Origin of the sequence: Arthrobacter sp. Bi83 (assembly GCF_918698095.1) — a bacterium.
Classification (GTDB): Bacteria; Actinomycetota; Actinomycetes; order Actinomycetales; family Micrococcaceae; genus Arthrobacter.
Genome location: NZ_CAKKLY010000040.1, coordinates 1 through 21,529, shown reverse-complemented (window position 1 = coordinate 21,529; position 21,529 = coordinate 1). Strand labels below are relative to the sequence as shown.

Genomic DNA, 21,529 nt, shown 5'->3' with positions numbered 1-21,529 from the left:
CGCACACGCGCCTAACAGTGTGCCACGTCACCGCTTGCCGTTCCACTTGGGGACAGAAGACGACGGCGGCGGGGCGGCCCGCCGTCGTCGTCTTCACCGGGGTGCTGACGGGAAAACACAACGGGAGGCAGCCTAAAAGACAGCCTCCCGCGATGTGTTTACGGGGCGTGCCCGCCGAAGATGGCTAGTGCGCCGGCACGGACTCAGATCCTGCTCTCTGAGCGACCGCCTTCGGGTCCGTCAGCTTCTTGTTCGGCAGTGCGAAGCTGATCAGGAAGGCGATCCCGGTAAGCACGGCGGCGGTGAGCATGACGGCGTCGATCGACTGGGCGAAGCCCTCGGTGATGGGCCGGGTGAGCACCGGGTTGGCCGTGTGCAGCCAGCTGGTGTCGTTGAGGGAATCATTGCTGGCGCCGTTCTTGAAGAACTCGTAAAGCTTGGCGTTTGCGGGATCGGCGGCCACGGCGGGATCCTTGAGGACCTTGAGGTAGTCGGCGTTCTGCACGGCGTCCTTCATGCCGGTGGCGATCTTGTCCGCCGCGAGGCTGAACAGCATGGAAATGAAGACGGCGGTTCCCACGGCGCCGCCCATGGAGCGGAAGAACGCAGCCGACGAGGTGCCCACGCCCATGTCCTTAGGCGGGACGGAGACCTGCATGGCCAGGGTGAGCGGCTGCATGCAGAAACCCAGGCCCAGGCCGAAGAACACCGCGATCAGGCCGGGAACCCAGAGCCCGGTGTCCACGCCGAGCGAGAAGCCCATGACGACGGCGGCCGCCGTCAGGATGGCGGTGCCCAGGATGGGGAAGATCCGGTAGGTGCCCGACGACGAGATGGTGCGGCCGGCAGTGATGGAGCCGAACAGGATGCCCACCGTGAACGTGATCATCATGAGGCCCGCCTCGGTGGGGGTGAGGCCCTTCACCAGCTGCAGGTACATGGGGAGCATGGCGATGGCGCCGAACATGCCGATGCCGATGATGAAGTTCAGCAGCGAGGACAGTCCGAACGTGATGTTCTTGAACAGGCGGAGCGGGATGAGGGCGTAGTCGCCGGCGCGCTTCTCGGCCAGCAGGAACGCGACGACGCCGACGACGCCCAGGCCGTAGCAGACGAAGGAGCTTGTCGAGGTCCAGCCCCAGCTGCGGCCCTGTTCGGCCACGAGCAGCAGGGGAACGATGGCCAGGGTGATGGCGGCGGCGCCCCAGTAGTCGATCTTCTGCTTCATGTGCTTCGCCGGCAGGTGCAGGTACAGGAAGACCACTGCCAGGGCGGCCAGGCCGATCGGGAGGTTGATAAAGAAGACCCAGCGCCAGCCGTCGAAGCCGAGGATGTTTGCAGAGCCGGCGAACGCGCCGCCCACCACGGGGCCGAGCACCGAGGAGATGCCGAAGACGGACATGAAGTAGCCCTGGAACTTGGCCCGGTCCTTGAGCGCAACGATGTCGCCGATGATGGTCAGCGCGAGTGCCAGCAGGCCGCCGGCGCCCATGCCCTGGATGCCGCGGGCGACGGCCAGTTCGGTCATGGAATGCACCGAGCCTGCATACAGCGAGCCGGCCAGGAAGATTACGATCGCGGCCAGGTACAGCGGGCGTCGGCCGAAGATGTCGCTGAGCTTGCCGTACAGCGGCGTGCTCACCGTGGAGGTGATGAGGTACGCCGTGGTGGCCCAGGCCTGCAGTGAGAGGCCGTCGAGGTCGTTGGCGATGGTGTAGATGGACGTGGACACGATGGTCTGGTCCAGCGAAGACAGGAACATTCCGAGCATGAGCCCCACCATGACGGTGATGGTCTGGCGCTTGGTCAGGGCCTCTCCGGGCGCGGGTCCTGCGGTGGTTTTGGACATGGCTGCTCCAGGGTCAGAAACGGGGGATCGCGATTGATAGTTGCTTTCAGTAACTATATTACTTCCCGCGTTGTTCCCGCTGGCTGAATTTTCTTGCCGCACCCTTCACCGAGAGGTTAGATCCCGGCACTCAGACGCCTCGTAAGTGCCGGGATCTCACGCATCACCGCTCGATCAGGATGCCGTCCGGGTCGCACCAGATAGTGGTACCCGTGCGGATGGTCACGCCGTCGATCAGCAGGTCCACGTCCGTCTCGCCGGCGCCGGCCTTCGCGCTCTTGCGCGGGTTGCTGCCCAGCGCCTTGACGCCGAGAGGCAGTTCCGCGATCGCCTCGCGGTCCCGGATGGCGCCGTTGATGACGACGCCGGCCCAGCCGTTTGCCACGGCGCTCGCCGCGATCATGTCCCCCATCAGCGCCGTCCGCAGCGAACCCCTGCCGTCCACCACCAGCACAGCGCCGTTGCCCGGTGAGGCCAGGGTGGATTTGACCAGCGCGTTGTCCTCGAAGCACCGGACAGTCCGGACGGGACCGCTGAAATGGGTGCGGCCGCCGAGCGACTGGAATTGCAGGGCGATGGAGGCCAGCTCCTCGCCGCGTTCGTCGTAGAGGTCGGCCGTGTTGACGGCGGCGGGTTCGGCTGGGCCCTGGCTAACCGTGGGATTGCTGGCGGGGGAAGCGGTCATTGTGGTTCTCCTCGATAGCGGCGTGCGCGGCCATAGCAGCGGGTCTGTGATGCCCACGATAGTCTGATTTCACACGATCAAAACCGTTACAAGGGGAGCCTGCCATGAGTCTGTCCGACATTCCCGGTGCAGTTCCCGAGCCTGGATTGGCGGGGCAAAGGGCGGCCACGGCGCTCCCCGAGCCGACTGCCCGGGTCAGGCCGCTGTGGACGACCGGCGTGGTGCTGGTCAACCTGGGCATCAACGCCGCGTTCTTCGGACCGATCCAGGTTCTCCTCGCGCAGCAGGCCGAGCATTTCGACGCCGGCCAGAAGGAAGCCATCCTGGCCCTCGTGACCGGTGCAGGGGCGGCGGTGTCACTGGTGGCGAACCCGCTCTTCGGTGCCTTCAGTGACAAGACAACCTCCCGGTTCGGCCGCCGGGTGCCGTGGGTGCTGGTGGGTGCTGTCCTCGGGGCAAGCGCGCTGATCGGCCTGGCCGGAGCGCCCAACGTTGCCATCATGACCATTCTTTGGTGCCTGGTGCAGGCTGGCTGCAACGGTGCCTACGCCGCCATCACCGCCGCCATTCCCGACCGCGTCCCCGTGCCGCAGCGCGCCACGGTGGGAGGGCTGGCCGCAATGGGCCAGACGGTGGGCATCCTCATCGGCGCGGTGATTGGCGCCGTCGTCAGCGGAAACTTCGCACTCGGCTACGTGGTCTGCGCAGCTGCCCTGGTGGCCGGCGTGGTGATGTACCTCTTCAGGAATGAGGACGCGCCGCTCCCCGCCGGAACCAGGCCGCAGCTGAACTGGGCAGACTTCCTGCTCGGCTTCATCCGCCCGCTGCGCCACCCCGACTTCGCGTGGGCATGGATCACCCGGCTGCTGGTCAACATTGGCAACCATATGGTCACGCTGTACCTGCTGTTCTTCCTGTCGGACGCCGTACACCTGAAGGAGACAGCGGGGCTTGAGCCTGCCTTCGGCGTGCTGGTGCTGACCGGCCTCTACGCGGTGTTCGTCATCATCACGAGCGTGATCGGCGGGCGGCTCAGCGACCGCACGGGCAAGCGTAAGCCGCTGGTTATCGCGTCCTCGGTCATCATTGCGCTGGCATCCCTGATCCTCGCCTTTGCTCCGACGTGGACCGGCGGCATCGTGGGCGCCAGCGTCCTGGGGATCGGGTTCGGCGCCTACCTCGCGGTGGACTTCGCGCTCATCACCCAGGTCCTGCCCAGTGCGGGGGACCGGGGCAGGGACCTGGGCGTCATCAACATCGCGAACTCCCTGCCGCAGGTCATCGCCCCGGCCCTCGCCTGGCCGTTCGTCACGCTCTGGGGCGGCTACGTGTCGCTCTACGTCGCCGCCGCCGTGATCGGCCTGCTGGGCGCCGTCTTCGTGGTCAAGATCAAGGGCGTCGACTGACCTGACGCCCGTGGCCTGCAGGCGAGCCCCAAACCCCAGTGCCGTATAGTTGAGTCCGAATTGCGGGCAGGACTGGGATGGGGACTCTCCTGGCTGCCGCAGGAATCTCAACCCTCCGGACTGATGATGCTTGAATTAAATCCAGATCTTCCGCCCATGGCCGCCCCTCCGTCCCTGCCCCGGCAGCAGGCCCGCTATGCCCGGATCCTGGACGTCGCGGCCGGCTTCGCCCGCAAGGGCCTCAAATCTGTGACCCTGTCCGAAGTGGCTGCGAAGGCAAACGTTCCCCTTGGCACGCTGTACCGCTACTTCCCGTCCGCCACGCACCTCATGCTGGCGCTGTACCGGCACCAGCTGAGCGAACTCAAGGTGGGCAGCTGGCCGGGTGCCGGAACGGTGCGGATCCATGCCCTGTCCGGTGTGGTGATGGAAATTTTTCATATGCGCGTGATGCAGCCTGCCGTGGAGCAGTGCCTGACCAAGGGTGTGTACGTCAACGACCGGGACACCACGGCGCTGCTGCGTGAGATCGATGCCCTGTCGGAGCGGGCTGTCACCGGTGCCAGTGGCGACGCCGCCGTCTCGCGGGTGCTGCTGCTGACCGTCACTGGTCTAGTCCAGTCGGTGCGCTGCCGCCGGTTGTCGCTGTTCGAGGCGGAAGAAGACCTCAAGAAAGCGTGCTCGCTGCTGGTTCCGCGGCCGCGGTCCATGCGCCACACGGCGTAACTGGTCTAGACCAGTAGCCCCTTTTTGCTACCATTTCGGTGAATTAGGCCACAAGAACCCCGCAAACCACGTCAAGTGGTCCCTCCGCTGGCAAACAGGCGGCCGCGCAATGTTTACCATTGCAGGACCGGAGTGGCTAGCAACCCGTACCCGCGGGCTTCCGGACGGACCCCCACCCTTTGGGCCGTCAGCGAAGCACGCACCTGACCATCTTGAGCTCCAATGCTTGAGCCATACTGTGCCGTGCGCCCACGGCTAGCCCAGGAGACAACGACGTGTCCACTGAAACGATCGCCACCATTGACAACACCGCGGCCGAAGCGCTGACGGAGCAGGAAATCTTCGCGGCCCACGAGAGCGGCAAGCTCTCCATCGCCAGCACCGTCCCCCTCGCCAACAAGCGCGATCTTTCCATCGCCTACACACCGGGTGTCGCCCAGGTCAGCCGCGCCATCCACGCCAACCCGGATCTCGCCAAGACCCACACCTGGGCCCAGCGCCTGGTGGTGGTGGTCAGCGACGGAACCGCCGTGCTTGGCCTCGGCAACATCGGCGCCCGCGCATCCCTTCCCGTCATGGAGGGCAAGTCCGCCCTGTTCAAGGCGTTCGGCGAGCTGGACTCCATTCCGCTGGTCCTCAACACCACGGACGTGAACGAGATCGTGGAAACGCTTGTCCGCCTGCGCCCCAGCTTCGGTGCCGTCAACCTCGAAGACGTCTCGGCCCCCCGCTGTTTCGAACTCGAAGAAAAGCTCATCGAGGCCCTGGACTGCCCGGTTATGCACGATGACCAGCACGGCACCGCCGTCGTGGTCCTCGCAGCCCTGACCGGCGCCGCGAAGGTCACCGGCCGCGAGCTCGAAGGCTTGCGCGTCGTGGTTTCCGGCGCCGGAGCCGCTGGCATCGCCGTCGCTGAAATCCTGCTCACGGCCGGCGTCAAGGACGTGGTCCTGCTGGACTCGCGCGGCGTCATCAACGCCGAGCGCGCCGATATCGCCGCGGACCCCGCCAGCAAGAAGTCCCAGATGGCGCAGCGCAGCAACCCCCGCGGCATTGCGGGCGGTCCCGGTGAGGCCCTGCTCGGCGCCGACGTCTTCATCGGCGTCTCCTCCTCCAAGCTGGACGAGGAGCACCTCAAGCTGATGAACCACAGCTCCATCGTCTTCGCGCTGTCCAACCCGGACCCCGAAGTGCTGCCCGAGGTTGCCGCCAAGTACGCCGCCGTTGTGGCCACCGGCCGCAGCGACTTCCCCAACCAGATCAACAACGTGCTGGCCTTCCCCGGCATCTTCCGCGGCGCCCTCGACGCGGGCGCCCGCCGCATCACCCCCGCCATGAAGCTTGCTGCAGCCCGCGCCATCGCCGAGCTGGCCGAGGAAGGACTGTCCGCCGACTACATCGTGCCCAGCCCGCTGGACCCGCGGGTGGCACCGGCCGTCACCGCTGCAGTGGCTGCCGCGGCAGCGGAAGACGCCGTCTGACCGGCTGCCAGGGCGGCAGCTGACAACGGCTGACTGAAAGCCCGACGGCGGTGCCTCCCGTGCTGGGGAGGCACCGCCGTCGTCGTTCGTCAGGGAGCGCCCTGACGAGCCGGAACCCTAGACTGGGGGAATGAACGCCCAGACCGTAGTGACCGTCCTGTGTGGCTTGGCCATCCTGGTGGGCGTGGCCGGCACCGTCATCCCCGTGCTGCCGGGCAGCCTCGTGATCGGGCTGAGCCTTCTCGCCTGGGCCATCTGGGGCGGCGAGGGCGCCACCGGCTGGGTGGTTTTCAGCATCGGCATGGTGTTCGTGCTGGCGGGCATGGCGGCCAGTGCGGTGCTGGCGGGACGCAAGCTCAAGGAACACAGAATCCCCAACCGGAGCGTGGCGGCCGGGATCGTGCTGGGTATTGCGGGCATGTTCATCATCCCCGTCGTGGGCCTGTTCGTGGGGTTCGCCGCCGGACTGTTGCTCAGCGAGATGCAGCGCACCCGCAACTTCCGCACCGCCCTGACCACCAGCTGGGCCGCCCTCAAAGCCACAGGCCTGGGCATCCTCGTGGAGTTTGGCCTGGCCTGCCTGGCCGCGAGCACCTGGGTGATCGGCGTGTGGGTGGGCGTGGCTTCGGGCTAGATTCGCGTGGCCACTAGCATGGAGGAATGACCGCCGGGCAGATTCCAGGACCGATCTACCGCGACACCCGCGACCTCACCCCCTTCGGCGCCGGCCAGGTCCGGACGCCCGCACGGGAAATAGCCGAGGGCGTCGGCGGCCTGATCCACGGGGTGTTGGGCGGCCGGGGCGGGGCCCTGATCAGTGTGGACGGCACCGTGCCCAGGCTCAAGCGCCTCGCCGGCAAGGCGGCCAAGTCCGTCTACGACGCCATCTTCGCCAGCACCGACCCCAACCGGTTGATTGCGGTTGGCCGTGAGTACCCTGGCTGGTCGGGACTTTGCTACGTGATGGCTGGCCTGCTCGCCCACAAGCAGGGCGGCTACCTCCGTGCTGTGGAGCTGCTGCAGCGCGGCCTCACCACCAAGAACGACGACGACGCGAACCAGTTCGCGGCCAGCTACCTGACGCGCGTGGTCACCCGGGTGGAAGTCGCCGAGCGCATCGAGGTCCCCGTGCTGTTCAGCGAGGAATCGGTGTTCCTCGCGTTGTCCCATTCCCTGCGGGAGACGGGGCAGACGGAAGCCGCGCTGGAAGCGCTGGGCATGCTGCCGCCGTCGCTGCCTACCGCCCTGGCGAGGTGCGCGCTGGCCCACACGCTCGGGCGGGACCACGAGGTGGTGGTCTGGACCGAGGGGCTGCTCAACGCCGACGACCTGTCCGCCGCCCTGCTGCTGGTCCGCGCGCGCTCGCTGCGCCGGCTTGGCGCCCACGAGCATGCGCAGCAGGCACTGAAGGAGGTCCTGCGGCGGCGCAAGACCAGCATGGCGCTGCGCAACGACGCGCTGACCGACCGCGCATTGCTGGTGCTGGACAACGGCCGCAAGTCCCTGAATCCGCGCGACTGGCGGCGCCGGCGTGCCGAGCTCGAAACCTTCGAGGTCATCCGCAAGGACGTCGAGGAGCGCAGGCTGTGGGAACAGGAATGGAAGCAGTTCGGCGGGGACTGATGCGATGGCCCGCCGGGCTGGCCCTCGGCGTTGCCGGTTGCGGGCTGGCTCTTGTGGGCGTGGGCCGGCGGCGGTACAACGGACAAATGACCGACGCAATCACGCTGTGGATGGAAAAGTACATCACGGCTTGGACCAGCAATGCTCCCGACGACATCCGGGCGCTGTTCACTGAGGACGCCGTTTACGCGACCAGACCCTATGACCCGGACGCATGGCGGGGCAGTGAGCAGATCGTGGAGCGGTGGCTTGCCTCTGCGGACGAGCCCGAGGACTGGAGGTTCGAGTGGTCCGTGCTCGGAGCCGACGGCGACCTCGCCTTCGTGCAAGGACGCACCACCTATCTCGATGACAGGACCAGCTATGAGAACCTCTGGGTGATACGGCTTGGCCCCGACGGTCGGGCGACGGCCTTCACCGAGTGGTTCATGGAGCGTAAGACCTGAGGTCCCGTGGTTGCCCGGCCGGAAACTAGGCGAGCCTGGCAAGGAGGGGAAGCAGCTGTTCGGAGAGCAGTGCTGCGCCAAGGCCCACCATGATGATGCCGCTGGCGAGGGTCACGGTGCGGGCGGCACCAGGCCGGGACTGAAGCAGCTTCCGGGACAGGAGTGCAACGCAGGTGTAGACGATCGCGGCCAACAGCACGAACGTCAGGCCGAGGAGGCCCGACTGAACAGGTACGGGAAGAGGCGCCTCAGCGCTGACAAACTGCGGCACGAGGGCCAGGTAGAACAGCAGTCCCTTGGGATTGATGCCGCTGGTCCCCATCCCCTGGAGGAACGTCCGGAGCTGGTTCTGCCCGGGATTGCCGACGGCGGCCCCTGCGGTGAAGCTTGCACCGCGCCAGGACCTGATGGTCGCAGTTCCGAGCCACAGCAAGTAAGCCGCTCCCGCTATGGTGAGCCAGCCGAGCACTCCCGGCATACCCGCCAGAACAGCCGCCAGCCCGGCGACCATGAGCACTGTGTGGAGTAGATAACCGCTGCACAGGCCGGCTACGGCGGGCACAAAGCTCCGGCGCCCCAGCCCCGCCGTGATGGAGTAGGCCCAGTCCACGCCCGGAGTGCAGGCGAGGGCGGTGGCGACGGCCACGAAGGCCAGAAATAGCTGAAGATTCATGGGGCGCTCCTGAGTGGCGGTTACAGGAAAAGCCTAGGCAAATCCCCGCCATAAGTGCTCCCTGATTTCGCGCAAAACCCGGCTCCCGGCGTAAGATTCTTGCGTGATTGACCACATCGACAGAAATATCTTGCGCCACCTGAAAGAGGACGGGCGCATGACGGCCACGGCCCTCGCGGCGAAGGTGGGACTGACGGTGGCGCCATGCCACCGACGGCTCCGCGATCTGGAGGCATCAGGGGTGATCCGCGGCTACAAGGCGGACATTGACCCGGCCGCCGTCGGCCTCGGTTTTGAGGCGATTGTGTTCGTGACGCTCCGCACCGTGGACCAGTCAACGATGGAGATCTTCGAGAACCGCGTTGCTGAGAACCCGAACATCGTGGAGGCACAGCGGCTGTTTGGGTCCCCGGACTACCTGCTCAAGGTGATCGCCGCGGACCTTCCGTCGTACCAGCGCTTCTACGATAGCGAGCTGACTGTCCTTCCCGGAGTGGAACGGCTGACCTCGACGCTGGTGATGAAGAACCTGAAGTCCAACGCCGGCCCGCCCGTATAGATGGCCGGGCCTGACGACGGGCCGCCATTCCGGGTTAAAAGCGGCCGGCCGCGGAAGGAATCCTCCGCGGCCGGCCCGGCTGTCATCGTTGAACCCTCAGCTCTACTGTCAGTCCTGTCTCAGGAGGATCTGTCAGCGCGGGTTCAGGACGACATTCTGGAACCCCCCGGTTCCAGTGCCTGTGTGAAGCCAGAGGGTGCCGTCGGCCGAAGTGGTGATGACGTTCGGCTTGCCCGTTCCGGCGAAACGTCCCACGCTGGCCAGCGACTGGTACGCGTTCCAGCCCGTGCCGATCTGCTTCCGGGTCAGGAAACTTGAGGCGCCGCTGCCGGGGTAGAGCCAGAGGGTGCCGTCCGCGGTGCGGGCCATCAGGTCGGACTTTCCGTCACCGGTGAAGTCATTCGCTGCAATCACCTGGTTGAAGCCGCCCCACCCCACGCCGATCTGCTTCTTGGTCAGGAATCCGCCCGTGCCGTTGCCGGGGTAGAGCCAGAGCTTTCCGTCGGCCGACTGGCCGATGATGTCGCTCCGGCCGTCACCGGAGAAGTCGCCGGGTGCCAGAATCCGGGTGAACACGTTCCAACCGGTTCCGATCTTCTTCGCGGCCTGGAAATATCCCCTTCCGTCGCTCGGGTAGAGCCACAGCGAGCCGTCCGACCTCCGCGTCACCAGATCCGGACCGCCGGCGCCGTTGAAGTTTCCTGCGGACACCACCTGGGTGAAACTCTGCCAGCCGACGCCCACCTGCCGGGCAGGCCGGAAGCCGCCGGAGCCGTTGCCGGGCTGCAGCATCAACGCGCCGTCCGAGGTGCGGGTCAGGACATCGGGCTTGCCGTCGCCGTCGAAGTCACCTGCCTCCCAGACCTGGGTGTACCGGTTCCAGGCTGTTCCGATGGCCAGCTTGGGTGCGAGGGCGCCGGCTCCGTTTCCGGGGTACGCCGCCAGGGCGCCGGCGCTGCTCGCGGTGAGGACGTCGGTGCGCCCATCGGAGGTGAAGTCCTGGCCGCCGATCAGGTCCGAAGCGCTGCCCCATCCGGTGGCCAGGGTCTTGCGCGGCAGGAAGCCGCCGGTTCCGTTGCCCGGGTAGAGGTATACAGTGCCGTCAGCGCTGCGTGCCAGCACGCCCGCTGTGCCTTGGAGTCCGCCGGCCGCTGCGAGGGCCGTGAAGCCCTGCCATCCTGCCCCGACCTGCTTGGCCGGCAGGAAGCCGCCGGTTCCATTGCCCGGGTACAGCCACAACGATCCGTCGGTCCGCATGGCCAGCAGGTCGGGGCGCTTGTCGCCGTCGAAGTCGCCGGCCGCAACGATGCGCTTGAGGCTGCCCCAGCCACTCGCGATCTGCTTTCGGGCCTGGAAGCCGCCCGTTCCGGTGCCGGGGTACAGCCACAGCACGCCGTCGGACGAGCGTGCAATGAGGTCCGTCTTGCCGTCGCCGTTGAAGTCGCCGTTGCCCAAGACCATGTTGAAGATGTTCCAGCCGACGCCGATCTTAACCGGAGTTCCCACTTTGTTCCCGGCCTGTCCCGCGAGGAGGAACAGTGAGCCGTCGGCTTCCCGTGAGACCACGTCCGCCCGGCCGTCGCCGTTGAAGTCGCCGGGGGAAAACTGGATCTTCGTCCTCAGTGCTAGGTCAGCGTTGATGGTCACAGTGGCCGAGTCGGCCGTCACCGCGTTGACGGTCACCAGCGTTCCGGCGTGGGTTCTGAAGGTGCGGCCGGCCTGCCAGGCGTGGTTCGGGCTGTAGTAGCCGCTGAACGGAATAGTCGAAGGCATGAGCGTCAGCGATGACGACGGAGTTGCTCCGCCGCGCTGGACGATTTTCACGCCCCGATTCCCGGCGTAATCGGAAGCCAGGTAACTGTCGTAGCCCACGGGCTGCCGAAGCTCAAGGTAGTACACCTCGCGGCTTACCGGATCGGTGAACTTCACAGCCCGGTTCGCGAGCGTCCCGCCCCAGGGCCGCAGGGTGTAGCTCTTGACCCCGGATGCCACGCCAAGGTCGCGGACCTCGTCGCCGCGGCCCAGTCCCCTGGCATCCCAGAAGGGTGAGCTGATCACCGGCATGCTGTACCGGGAGGCGCCCATGAGGTCGGTGGTGTCGCCGTACTCCCGGATGTAGCAGGAGGAATCGGCAAACTGGCCGGTGCTGGTGGTGCTGACGTCGTTGATGCCGCTGCCGCACTGCAGCGCGTCCGCATGCATGGAGCCGAGCACGTGGCCGAATTCGTGGGTGAGCACGCTGTTGGTGAAGTTGCTGATCTGCGGCATCAGGACGCGGCCGCTGTTGCCGTTGCTGCTGTAGCCGGCGCCCAGTGCGCCGTAGGAGAGCGTGCCGGTCGGGATGAAGACCACCAGCGCGGTGTTGGCGCCGTACGTCCACTTCAGCTCGGCGGTGATCTTGTTGATGATGTCGTAGTAGGACTGGGACGAAGTGGCGGCGGACTGGTGCCCCGCCAGCCTGCTCGTCACGGTCATGGAGATGCGGCCGCCGGACATCGCCTTCCAGTAGTTACTGGTGGCCACAATCGCCTGGTCCGCCGCGGCCATGGATACGGCGTTCTTGTTGTCGGCCAGCTTGGCCGTCACAAGTTTGACCGTCATGGGAGCGGCCGCCGTTCCTCCGGCTTCCGTCTGGAGGGCAGTCCCGGTGGGCATGCCGGCCATCGGTACTCCCGGTGCCGACTCGTACATGTGGTCCCCGTGCGGGGTTCCGGCCACTTCCTGTGCGGCAGGTCCGTCGGTGGCGGGGTCAGTTGCGGCGAGCGAGGGGCCGGCCGGAAGCGACACGAGCCCAGCCAGGACCAGGAGGCCCGTCACTGAGGCGATTGAGCGGGTAAATGAGCGCATGGAGTTCCTTATTGAGACCGAACCCTGGCGGAGACCTTGGGATGGAGGTGCAACGGCTGCCGGTTGTGACCGCTACAGCGAATGCTGAATCAGGCTACAGTCGGCGCCGCAGCACGACCGGCAGATTATCCGCAGTTTTGTCCAATGGTTTGCGCAGGATCGGCGTGGCGCGTGGGGGCGCGCCGTCAGCCGCTCAGCAACCCGGTGGTCCGGTAAGGAATGACCTCGCGCAGGAACATGCTGGTGGAGGTCCGGACTATCCCGGGGCAGAGCCGGATCTCTTCGGAAACCCGGTACAGATCGTCCGGGCTCGTGGCCACCACCCGGATCAGCAGGTCCGTGTCGCCGGCCGGCGCATGGCACTCCAACACCTCCGGAATTTTCCGCAGGGCAGCAATGGCTTCATTGAGGTGGCTCTGGTCGAGTTCGGCACTGACCGCCGCCGCAACTCCCCGGCCAAGCGCCGCGGGGAGCACCCGGCTGCTGTTGGGCCGGAGGGCCCCCGACGCCGTCATCCGCTCCAGGCGCGACTGCACGGTTCCGCGGGCCAGCCCAAGGCGCTGGGCCAGCACCATGATGGGCAGTCTGGGATCGTCGTCGAGAGCGGCGAGGATCCGTCGGTCCGTGGCGTCAAGCTGCTGCAATCTGATCACTCCCTGTCTGTGGATTGTTCCCAACTTGGTCAGATTGACCACTACGCGGAGAGGCTGTTGCGCCTACTGTATGGCTTCTGCTCAAATTGTGGCAACAAGGCGACGGCTACCGCCGGAACCCGCAGGCTACAGGTCCCCCGGCACACCACCCGGTCCCCTGGAGGACGCTTCCCGCAAAGAGGCCGCCGCTGATTGACACTTGTTCACGCATCGTCTTTCCGCAAGCAGTGCCAAGGTTTCGTGGAACTGAGTTCCGACGCCCGGAGCCGGCACGGCAAGAGCCCCTGAGCCACCGAGCCCCCCCCTTTCACCGGGAGTGCGCGGTAGCTGAGGGGCTCTTGTGGTGTTCCGGCATAGGCTGGAGGACATGAGTAGCGCCGGCCGTTTCGCCCCCAGTCCGTCCGGCGAACTGCATGTGGGCAACCTTCGGACGGCCATGTTGGCCTGGCTGTTCGCCCGGTCCACCGGACGGCGGTTCCTGCTCCGCGTCGAGGACCTGGACCGGGCCCGCGCCGGGGCGGAGGCGAAGCAGCTCAGCGATCTGGAGGCCATCGGCGTGAGCTGGGACGGCGCCGTCGTGCGTCAAACCGACCGCGGGCCGCTGTACACGGAAGCCATCAGCCGGCTCGCGGCGGCCGGGCTCACCTATGAGTGTTTCTGCACGCGCCGGGAGATCCAGGAGGCACCCTCCGCACCGCATGCCCCCCAGGGTGCCTATCCGGGAACCTGCCGGAACCTCCCGACGGCGGAACTCGAGTCCAGGCGGTCGGAGCGCCCCGCCGCCGTCCGCCTGCGTTCGGCCGTGACCGAATGGGCGGTGGAGGACACCCTGCACGGCGTCTTTACCGGTGTTGTGGACGACTTCGTGCTGCGCCGCAACGACGGCGTGACCGCCTACAATCTGGCGGTGGTCGTGGATGATGCCGAGCAGGGCATAGATCAGGTGGTCCGCGGTGACGACCTCCTGCCATCGACGCCCCGGCAGGCATATCTTGCGTTCCTCCTGAATATGCCCGTGCCGGAATATGCCCATGTGCCGCTGGTGGTGAATGCCGACGGCGCACGGCTGGCGAAGCGCGACGGCGCCGTCACGCTGGCCGACCTTGCATCGGCTGGCGTTCCCGCGGATGCTGTCCGCCGGACGATCCTGGATTCCCTGGGTCTGCCGGGCGCCTCCCTTGACTCCGCGCTGTCGGAGTTCGACCCGGCCGCCCTGCCGCGTCAGCCGTGGATCTGGCCGGGCATGTAGTTGGCTTCAGTGGGTACGCTGGGGTTATGCCAGAACAAGGACCACTCGAAGCACGATTCACCGTAGAGACCGCCAAGGTCCTAGCCGAAGTGGCGCACAACCGCCAGAAGGACAAGCTCAAGCGTCCGTACCGGGAGCACGTGCTTGCCGTGGGCGATGCGCTCGCCGATTTCGACGACGACATCCGGATCGCCGGGTACCTGCACGACATCGCCGAGGACACTCCCATGACCCGGCAAGCGCTGCTGGACATGGGCGTCTCTGACCGGGCCGTGGGCATCATTGAGCGCGTGACCAAGCGGCTGCACGACAACCCGGACGACTACCAAGCCGGCATCCGCTTCATCGCCGAGGACCATGACGCCACGCTGGTGAAAATCGCGGACAATGCGCACAACTCCCTGCCGGAACGCGTGCAGGCACTGGCGGAAAAATGGCCGGACAAACCGCCCGTCACCCGGTACGCCGATGCCCGGCCGGTGCTGTACGCGGCCGTTGCCGAGCCGGAGATCCGCAAGATCCTCGAACGCATCAACCCGTTCCTGCTGCCGGAGCTTGACGACATGCTGGACGAGGCGGACGACACCGACTACGAGACGCTGTCCTACGAGACTGTCCCGGCAGTGGAGCCAATCGAGGCAGTGGAACCAGTGGAGCCAATCGAGCCAGTGGAACCGCTCGCACCGCTGGCTGAGCCGTCCGGGACGCTGCCGGTCGAGCCCGTGGAGACCCGCAGGGACTGAAGCAAGGCTCAGGAGGACGGGTGCGGTGCCTTGGCCTGCTGCTCCAGCGTGTCCATTGCCTCCTGGAGCCGTTCGGTGCCGCGGCGCTCATCAATCACAATCGAGGCGCCCAGCGCCAGGACAATCACGAGCAGGCAACGGGCACGGAAACCCCGGCGGCGGCAAGGGCCACGGTGCCGGCGAACACCACCACGACGCCCGCTGCGACGGCGATGGCGGAGCTGATCTCGTGGGCGAACTGGGTGCCGGCCACGCCGAAGGCAATGACAAACGTCAGGTCGAAGAACAGCTCCAGGGGCGTCCCGGTCCTGTGCAGCTCGTGGGGGTCGCGGCCGCCCATCCGGGCCACCGCATGCCGCAGGCGGTTAGGGACATGGCTCAAAGAGCACGCCAGGGACGCCAGCCGCTCCAGAAAAGCCCGGCCGCGCCGGACAATCAGGAGGGCTGAAGGGCGGCAGCGGGCCCGAACCGGACTCCGGCGCGCCAGAGCAGGCCGATGTAGACGAGGTCGAAGACGCTGCAGAGGGCCCCGACACCGAGGACCAGGGGTGAATTCCCAAACCAGCCGAAGACGATGGTGGGCGCCAGCGTCCCGATCCACTTGGCCACGGCGATCAGCAGGGACTGGGCCCTTGGCCCGCCCCGGGAAACGAACATGGCGATGAACAGCCCGGACATCAGGAGGTTCTGGAGGAAGGCGGCGTAGCGGGCGGCGTCCTCCCAGCCGAATTCGACAACGAAGAGCCACTGCACGGCGAATGACGCGATGCCGAGCAGTACGGTCCATCCGACAAAGAGCTTTTGCGAAACCCAGGGCGGCAGTTCGGACCTGCCAAACTTGAAGAAGGTGTACAGGATCAGGACGTCGGCCAGGCCCCAGACGATGTTGAAGACGCCTTGCGCGGTGATTCCTGTGGCCACGGAATGCGACGCATGGATGACTTCCCAGGCGAAGTTCAGCCCCAGCGCCGCTGCCGGAATGGCATAGCTCCGGTCCCTGAACCCGATCCGGATGGCGTCAACGTAGACCACGGTCCAGGCCAGCCCGCTCAGGATCGTCAGGAACAGGATCACTTCGCCCCCTACACCCGGCCCAGGGCGTCTATGTCCTCAAGGAACAGCTCGTGGACCTCCTGGCTCACCGTGGTGCGCGTCTCGCCAATCGCGTCCAGGTAGTCCTCCGTAGCCGGCCCCTTCCGGACGGCCTCGCGGACGGAAACGGTGCCCCCGGACGCCAGCCCGCCGTCGTCGTACACTGCTTTTTCCAGGGCACGCTGGGAGGCGCTGCGGGCCGCGTACTCGATGTCCGCGGGGGAGAAGCCTTCGGTGCGGTCCACGAGGAGTTCCACGTCCACGTCGTCCACCACAGCGGCGGGAATGAAGCGCTGCCACATGGCTTCGCGGGCCTGGCGGTCCGGCAGGCCGATCGGGATCACGTAGTCGAACCGGCCGTGGCGCAGGAACGCGGTGTCCAGGGCGCGGATGAAGTTGGTGGCGCAGACCAGCAGGCGGCCGGGCTGTTCGCGGAAGGCCGGGATGATCTTGAGAAGCTCGTTGGTGACACCCTGCAGCGGCGACGGCGGCTCACCCGAACGCTGGGAGGCGATCTCCTCCACCTCGTCGATGAACACCACGGCGTGCTCCAGCTCGGCGATCTCCAGGAACGTCTCGCGCAGCGCGCCGGCGAGGCCTTTGGGATCGGACGCCAGCCGGGAGGGGAACACTTCCACGAACGGCCACTCCAACCGGGAGGCGATCGCCTTCGCAAAGGTCGTTTTGCCGGTGCCCGGCGGGCCGAAAAGCACGACGGCGCGCGGCGGGACCACGCCGTATTCATCGGCGAGGTCGGCCTCGGCCAGGGGGAGGACCAGACGCCGCTCCAGCAGTTCCTTCTCGCGCCGCATGCCGGCCACGTTCTCCCACAGGTCCCGGGCCAGGACGCGTCCGCCGAGCAGGCTGAGCGGCTCGAGCTCCTGGCGCTGGACGGGAATGGTCCGTTCGAAGTAGCGCAGGTTCTTCTTAAGCACGAACCCCCGGCTCAGGAACGCCTCCACCCGCGTTTCGGATTCGGGCATGAGGGCGGACAGCTTGTTCAGCCCGTGCGGCGCCATGCGGTTTTCGACGGCGGCCAGCAGCGAGGTGCCGATCCCGCGGCCGCGGTACTCGGGCAGCGTGGCCAGGAAGACGATCCAGCCCTGGTCGTGCGCGGCGCGTCCGACTGCGGCGCCCACCACCTGGTCGCCCTGCACTGCCACGACGGCGTGGTCTTTTTCGCAGGACGCAAGCACCTCGGAGAGCGCGTAGACGGGTTCGACGTTGGTGGCCTTGAGCGATTCCCAGAGATGCAGGATGCCGTCCAGGTCCGCTGAATGGAAATCCCTGATCCGCCAGTTGGTCATGAGGTGTCTCCCGTGTGGTTCGTCGCTGAGCCAGGTTGAGCTTGTCTGCTGAGCATATGCGAACCGGCCCCGCAGGAGGTTGCGGCGGCGTTGCGTTACGGCGACGCGGCTGAGCAGGCCGTAGGACTAGGCCTTTGTCTCGCCCTTTCCCTTGGAACCCTTCCAGAGATGGTGGGTGCGGTGGCCGCGCTCGGAATGCACCACCAGGACCGGGCAGTCAGCGTGCGAAACACAGGCTGAACTGACTGATCCCAGGTGCATGCCCATGAAACCGCCATGGCCGCGCCGTCCAACCACCATCATGCGCGCGCCTGTGCCTGCCTCCACCAGTTTTTCCGCCGCCGGGCCGCGAATCAGGTCCTGGCTCAGGCCGTCAGGGGCGTTCGCCCCGAAGGCCTTGTCGAGAGCTTCCTGCAGGGTCTTGGCGGCAGCCGCCTCGAACGCGGCGAAGTCCGGCGGCACATAGCCGGCGTACATTTGCGGGAAATCCCAGCACGCTACTGCGTGCACCCGGGCGTCCAGTGCAGGGGCAAGCCGGGCTGCGAGGCGCAGCGCCTCTATCGAGGAGTCCGAGCCGTCGACGCCGACGACTACTTGGCCTTCTGTATCCATCATTGTTCTCCTTTGAAAAGTGGATCCTTGACTGTGCGCGTCAGTGCGGCGAGGGCTTGTGCAGCGCTACACCCGCCGGCCCGGCATCGCGGAACCGGGCGTCGATCTGCACCACGTCCCGCCCGGCCCTCTGCAGCAGGCTGGCCGCTACGCCGGCGCGGTATCCCGTGGCGCAGTGCACCCAGATTTTCCCGGCCGGAAGCTCGCCGAGCCGTGCCAGCAGCTCATGCAGCGGCACGTTCACCGCCCCAGCGAGGTGCGACGCGGCGAACTCGTCCGTGCGCCGCACGTCCAGCACCGGTTCATTGGCGGGCTTTTCATGCACGACGGCGGCCCAGCCGGCCCGCGGGTAGGAGGCCACGGGGGCGCCGGGAGCAAGCGCGTCCGGCTCGGTGCCGACGGCGGCGTCCGGGCCGTCGATGCCGATCCGCGAGAGGTCGCGGACGGCGTTTTTCAGATCGTCCCGGCTGCCGACGAGCGTCAGCTTCTCACCCCAGGGCAGGACCCAGCCAAGATACGAACTGAAGCTCGACCCGGACCCGTATTCGAAGCTGACGCTACCCCGCAGGTGGCTGCTGGCGAAGGCCATGCGGCGGCGGAGGTCCACTACCCATTCGCCGTTCGACAGCCGTGCGGCCAGCTCACCGGCATCCATAGGTTCCGGCAGGCTCAGGTCCGCAGGCCCGGGGCCCGTCAGGTTGATTGGTGCCATGTGCGCGTAGTAGGACGGGAAGGCCGAGAGGCTGGCCATGAGTTCAGCGAGAAAGTGCTCCGGATCAGGGTCGGTCAGCGCATGGTTGGTGGCGAGCTGTTCGCCGATGGTCGAGGAGCCCGCGCCGGTGGAGGGTCCTGCCGAGCAGAACGATCCGAAGCCGTGCGTCGGGAACAGCCCGGCCCGGGGACCCGCTTCATCAGCCAGTCGGCGGACCGAGGCATACTGGTCGCGCGTCAGCCCGACGGTGTCTGCGGGGCCCAGCAGATCGGTCCGTCCCACCGAACCGTAGAGCAGGCTTCCCCCCGAGAACACAGCCTGTTCCCCCTCAGGGGTCGTGACGATGTAGGACAGGTGGGTGTGAGTGTGCCCGGGGGTGGCCACGGCACGGAGTGAGAGCCCGCCGATCTGCACGGTCTGGCCATCAGCAATCGGATCCCGTTCGAACGCCACCGAATCCTCTGCATTGACCAGGTATTTTGCGCCGTGGGTGCGGGCAAGAATCAGGCCGCCGGTGAGGTAGTCGTTGTGCACGTGGGTTTCGGCCACGTGGGTGATGCGCACGCCGGCCCTTCGAGCGGCGTCCTCGATGCGGTCGGTGTCGCGCTGGGCGTCGATCACCAGGGCCACGCTGCCGTCATGGATCAGGTAGCTGCGGTCCCCGAGCTGCGGGGTCTCGATGACGACAACGTCCATGAGCCGGTCCTTCGACATTCCCGGGCGGCGCCGGCCGGTCGCCCGCCGTGCCCCGGATGCCTCAATCGTAGGCCGATCGGCCGCAGAAGGCTTTTAAACCCCGCAGGTTCGGCGGACACGTGAGCCAGGGGCAGGAATCAGGCGGCCGGCTTGATGTTCTGGTTGACGTGGAACAGGTTGCCAGGATCGTACTTGGCCTTGACTTGGGCGAGCCGGGCATAGTTGCCCGCGTAATTTTCTTCGATATGTGGCTGGTCGTCGGCGTCAAGGAAGTTCACGTAGCCCGCGCCGGAACCGAGGGGGTGGAGCTCGGCATAGTAGTCGCGCACCCACTTGGTGTTCGCCACGTTGTCGGCGGGATCCTCCCACATCCCGGCGATGGCCACGGCGAAGTTGACGTCCCTGTATGGAAACGCGGTCTCGTCCTGCCCGACGCGGTGGACGGCGCCGTTAATGGGGTAGTAGTGGTTTGCGGTCTGAAGGCTTGGGATGCCTTCGCCAAATTTCTGCGCGACCCTGATGGCGTCATCACTCAGCCGGGCCAGGAACTCGGCCTTCCAGTAGGCCTGGAGGCCTTTCGGCAGCATGGGGTCGAAGAGCGTGTTCAGCACCGGATAGGGGATGGGCCCCACGAAGGAGCCGGCCACGGGTGCCACATCCAGGAACTGCTGCCACTGCCGCTCGCCCTCGCTGTGAGGGCCAGTCCAGCCGCCCACCAGCACCACCACTGGCTTCCCGTGGTACTCCTCGGGCAGGAACGGGACCGGCGGGCCCTGGTGGAACCCGAGGAACAGGCCCATTTCCTCGGGGGCAGTGGCGATGTAGTCCCGGTACAGCTGGGCGACGGCTTCGGCGTGCTCCAGCAGGTAAATGACCACGCCGCCGTAGACCACATCAACAGGATGCAGGTTGAACTCCAGGGAGGTCACTGCGCCGAAGTTGCCGGTGCCTCCGCGCAGGGCCCAGAAAAGGTCGTCGTTCTCGGTGGCGCTCGCGACCAGGAACTTCCCGTCCGCCGTGACCACGTCAGCGGACTTCAGGTTGTCGCAGGACAGCCCGTACTTTCTTGCGAGGTAACCGACGCCGCCGCCAAGGGTCAGCCCGGCGACGCCCGTCGAACCGATGATGCCACCGGTGGTGGCGAGCCCGAACGCGCCGGTGGCGTGGTTGAAGTCGGCCCACGTGGTACCGGCTTCGGCCCGGGCCGTGGCGCCGGCCGGATCCACCCGCACGCCACGGCAGTCCGCGAAATCGACCACCAGGCCGCCGTCGCAGGTGCCGAAGCCGGGAGCGCTGTGACCACCGCCGCGGAGTGCGAGGTCGAGGCCCTCGTCTCGGGCAAAATTCACTGCCGCCATGACATCCGCCACCTGCGAAACACGCAGTATGGCTGCCGGACGTTTGTCGATCATGCCGTTGTACACGGCCCGGGCGGCGTCATAATCTGCGTGGTCAGAAGTGATGACTTGGCCCCGCACTTTGTCCTGCAGGGCCTGGAACGAGCTGTTGTCCATGGTGAACTCCAATGCGCCCTGATCATGCTTGCATGATCAGGTCTGGGCGCGGCACTCGGCGGCCGTGCCTGACGACTAGTGTGCAGCCGGTGCAGTACGCGGATGGGTCCGCGGAGAGATCCGCAGATGGTGCATGTCTGCAGCGGCGGAGACCGGATGCACCGGAGCGCCGCGCCTGCCCTGGCGCTCGGCTGCCCCGGCGTGATTGTAAACGGTTGCCCGTCGGGCTGCCGGCGGGCGGGATGCCGGTGTCAGCACATCATTAGGCTGCCCGGCTAGTCGTAAGTTACGCCCGCCCCATTCGGCGGTCAATAAGCAAAAACAAACGCCGACGGCGGCACCCAGGTTCCGTCAGAACAGAACCTGGGCGCCGCCGTCGTGATTCAGGAAGACTGCGCTAAGTGGGGGAGCTAGATGCGGTCAGTGGCTCCCGGAGCTGGGCGGTTGGCGATGACGGGGGACATGCCGGTGAAGCCGTCGCGGGCTTCGGCGATTTCGTGGATTTGTTTGCGGCAGGCGTACCAGCCGGCGACCATGAGGGCGCAGGCGACGAGGGTGACCAGGAGGGTGAGGGGGGAGTCGATGAAGACCATGATGAGGACGCCGAGGAGGAAGAGGAGGGAGAGGTAGCCGGTGTAGGGGGCGCCGAACATGCG

18 protein-coding genes and 3 pseudogenes are annotated in these 21,529 nt (G+C 66.7%); 9 read left to right on the top strand and 12 right to left on the bottom strand.

Annotated elements, in window-relative coordinates:
• Positions 1–184 precede the first annotated feature (184 nt).
• Together LQ144_RS16980 and rraA are read right to left on the bottom strand one after the other, a co-directional pair.
• Positions 185–1,849: an MDR family MFS transporter gene (locus tag LQ144_RS16980; protein WP_230119876.1), complete on the bottom strand. Its 1,665-nt coding sequence runs from the start codon at positions 1,847–1,849 to the stop codon at positions 185–187.
• 163 nt (positions 1,850–2,012) lie between these two features.
• Entirely contained in the window at positions 2,013–2,534 is a 522-nt protein-coding gene (rraA, locus tag LQ144_RS16975; protein ID WP_230119875.1) for a ribonuclease E activity regulator RraA, read from the bottom strand.
• Positions 2,535–2,638: 104 nt separating this feature from the next.
• Here rraA and LQ144_RS16970 point away from each other — a divergent pair, with 104 nt between their 5' ends.
• The 6 genes from LQ144_RS16970 to LQ144_RS16945 all read left to right on the top strand — a co-directional run bounded on the left by LQ144_RS16970 (position 2,639) and on the right by LQ144_RS16945 (position 8,216).
• Positions 2,639–3,940: an MFS transporter gene (locus LQ144_RS16970; RefSeq protein WP_230119874.1), complete on the top strand. Its 1,302-nt coding sequence runs from the start codon at positions 2,639–2,641 to the stop codon at positions 3,938–3,940.
• Between the two features lie 126 nt (positions 3,941–4,066).
• Entirely contained in the window at positions 4,067–4,666 is a 600-nt protein-coding gene (locus LQ144_RS16965) for a TetR/AcrR family transcriptional regulator (RefSeq protein WP_230119898.1), read from the top strand.
• Positions 4,667–4,941: 275 nt separating this feature from the next.
• Positions 4,942–6,147 carry a malic enzyme-like NAD(P)-binding protein gene (locus LQ144_RS16960; protein WP_230119873.1) on the top strand — a complete coding sequence of 402 codons (1,206 nt, stop codon included), beginning with the start codon at positions 4,942–4,944 and terminating at the stop codon, positions 6,145–6,147.
• A gap of 130 nt (positions 6,148–6,277) precedes the next feature.
• Positions 6,278–6,781, top strand: coding sequence for a DUF456 domain-containing protein (locus LQ144_RS16955; protein WP_230119872.1), 504 nt, complete (start codon positions 6,278–6,280; stop codon positions 6,779–6,781).
• A 26-nt stretch (positions 6,782–6,807) separates the two neighbouring features.
• Positions 6,808–7,770, top strand: a complete 963-nt coding sequence (locus LQ144_RS16950; RefSeq protein ID WP_230119871.1) for a hypothetical protein — start codon at positions 6,808–6,810, stop codon at positions 7,768–7,770.
• A gap of 86 nt (positions 7,771–7,856) precedes the next feature.
• A complete protein-coding gene (locus LQ144_RS16945) occupies positions 7,857–8,216 on the top strand; it encodes a nuclear transport factor 2 family protein (protein WP_230119870.1) in 360 nt (119 codons plus the stop codon).
• A gap of 25 nt (positions 8,217–8,241) precedes the next feature.
• On the opposite strand, the gene LQ144_RS16940 is transcribed toward LQ144_RS16945, so the two are convergent.
• A complete protein-coding gene (locus LQ144_RS16940) occupies positions 8,242–8,889 on the bottom strand; it encodes a LysE family translocator (RefSeq protein ID WP_230119869.1) in 648 nt (215 codons plus the stop codon).
• Between the two features lie 103 nt (positions 8,890–8,992).
• On the opposite strand from LQ144_RS16940, the gene LQ144_RS16935 reads away from it, so the two are divergent.
• Positions 8,993–9,448, top strand: coding sequence for an Lrp/AsnC family transcriptional regulator (locus LQ144_RS16935; RefSeq protein WP_230119868.1), 456 nt, complete (start codon positions 8,993–8,995; stop codon positions 9,446–9,448).
• Positions 9,449–9,580: 132 nt separating this feature from the next.
• Here the strand turns inward: LQ144_RS16935 and LQ144_RS16930 are convergent, their stop codons facing one another.
• Both LQ144_RS16930 and LQ144_RS16925 read right to left on the bottom strand, forming a co-directional pair.
• Positions 9,581–12,295, bottom strand: coding sequence for an FG-GAP-like repeat-containing protein (locus LQ144_RS16930; protein WP_230119867.1), 2,715 nt, complete (start codon positions 12,293–12,295; stop codon positions 9,581–9,583).
• A gap of 185 nt (positions 12,296–12,480) precedes the next feature.
• The gene (locus LQ144_RS16925; protein WP_230119866.1) at positions 12,481–12,948 is read right to left on the bottom strand and encodes an Lrp/AsnC family transcriptional regulator; all 468 of its coding nucleotides are present in this window, start codon (positions 12,946–12,948) and stop codon (positions 12,481–12,483) included.
• 367 nt (positions 12,949–13,315) lie between these two features.
• Here LQ144_RS16925 and gluQRS point away from each other — a divergent pair, with 367 nt between their 5' ends.
• The gene (gene gluQRS / locus LQ144_RS16920; RefSeq protein ID WP_230119865.1) at positions 13,316–14,197 is read left to right on the top strand and encodes a tRNA glutamyl-Q(34) synthetase GluQRS; all 882 of its coding nucleotides are present in this window, start codon (positions 13,316–13,318) and stop codon (positions 14,195–14,197) included.
• A 26-nt stretch (positions 14,198–14,223) separates the two neighbouring features.
• Positions 14,224–14,811: pseudogene (locus tag LQ144_RS16915) on the top strand (phosphohydrolase); the annotation flags it as partial.
• Between the two features lie 343 nt (positions 14,812–15,154).
• On the opposite strand, the pseudogene LQ144_RS16910 reads toward LQ144_RS16915, so the two are convergent.
• From LQ144_RS16910 to LQ144_RS16880, 7 genes and pseudogenes are all read right to left on the bottom strand, one after another.
• Positions 15,155–15,280: pseudogene (locus LQ144_RS16910) on the bottom strand (low temperature requirement protein A); the annotation flags it as partial.
• 95 nt (positions 15,281–15,375) lie between these two features.
• Entirely contained in the window at positions 15,376–16,014 is a 639-nt protein-coding gene (locus LQ144_RS16905) for a hypothetical protein (RefSeq protein WP_230119863.1), read from the bottom strand.
• An 8-nt stretch (positions 16,015–16,022) separates the two neighbouring features.
• A complete protein-coding gene (locus LQ144_RS16900) occupies positions 16,023–17,339 on the bottom strand; it encodes a GNAT family N-acetyltransferase (protein ID WP_230119862.1) in 1,317 nt (438 codons plus the stop codon).
• A gap of 126 nt (positions 17,340–17,465) precedes the next feature.
• Entirely contained in the window at positions 17,466–17,954 is a 489-nt protein-coding gene (locus tag LQ144_RS16895; RefSeq protein ID WP_354962169.1) for a universal stress protein, read from the bottom strand.
• A gap of 37 nt (positions 17,955–17,991) precedes the next feature.
• Positions 17,992–19,359, bottom strand: coding sequence for an MBL fold metallo-hydrolase (locus LQ144_RS16890; RefSeq protein WP_230119861.1), 1,368 nt, complete (start codon positions 19,357–19,359; stop codon positions 17,992–17,994).
• 137 nt (positions 19,360–19,496) lie between these two features.
• A complete protein-coding gene (locus LQ144_RS16885; RefSeq protein ID WP_230119860.1) occupies positions 19,497–20,873 on the bottom strand; it encodes an FAD-binding oxidoreductase in 1,377 nt (458 codons plus the stop codon).
• A 410-nt stretch (positions 20,874–21,283) separates the two neighbouring features.
• Positions 21,284–21,529 (bottom strand): annotated as a pseudogene (locus LQ144_RS16880) (L-asparagine permease); the annotation flags it as partial.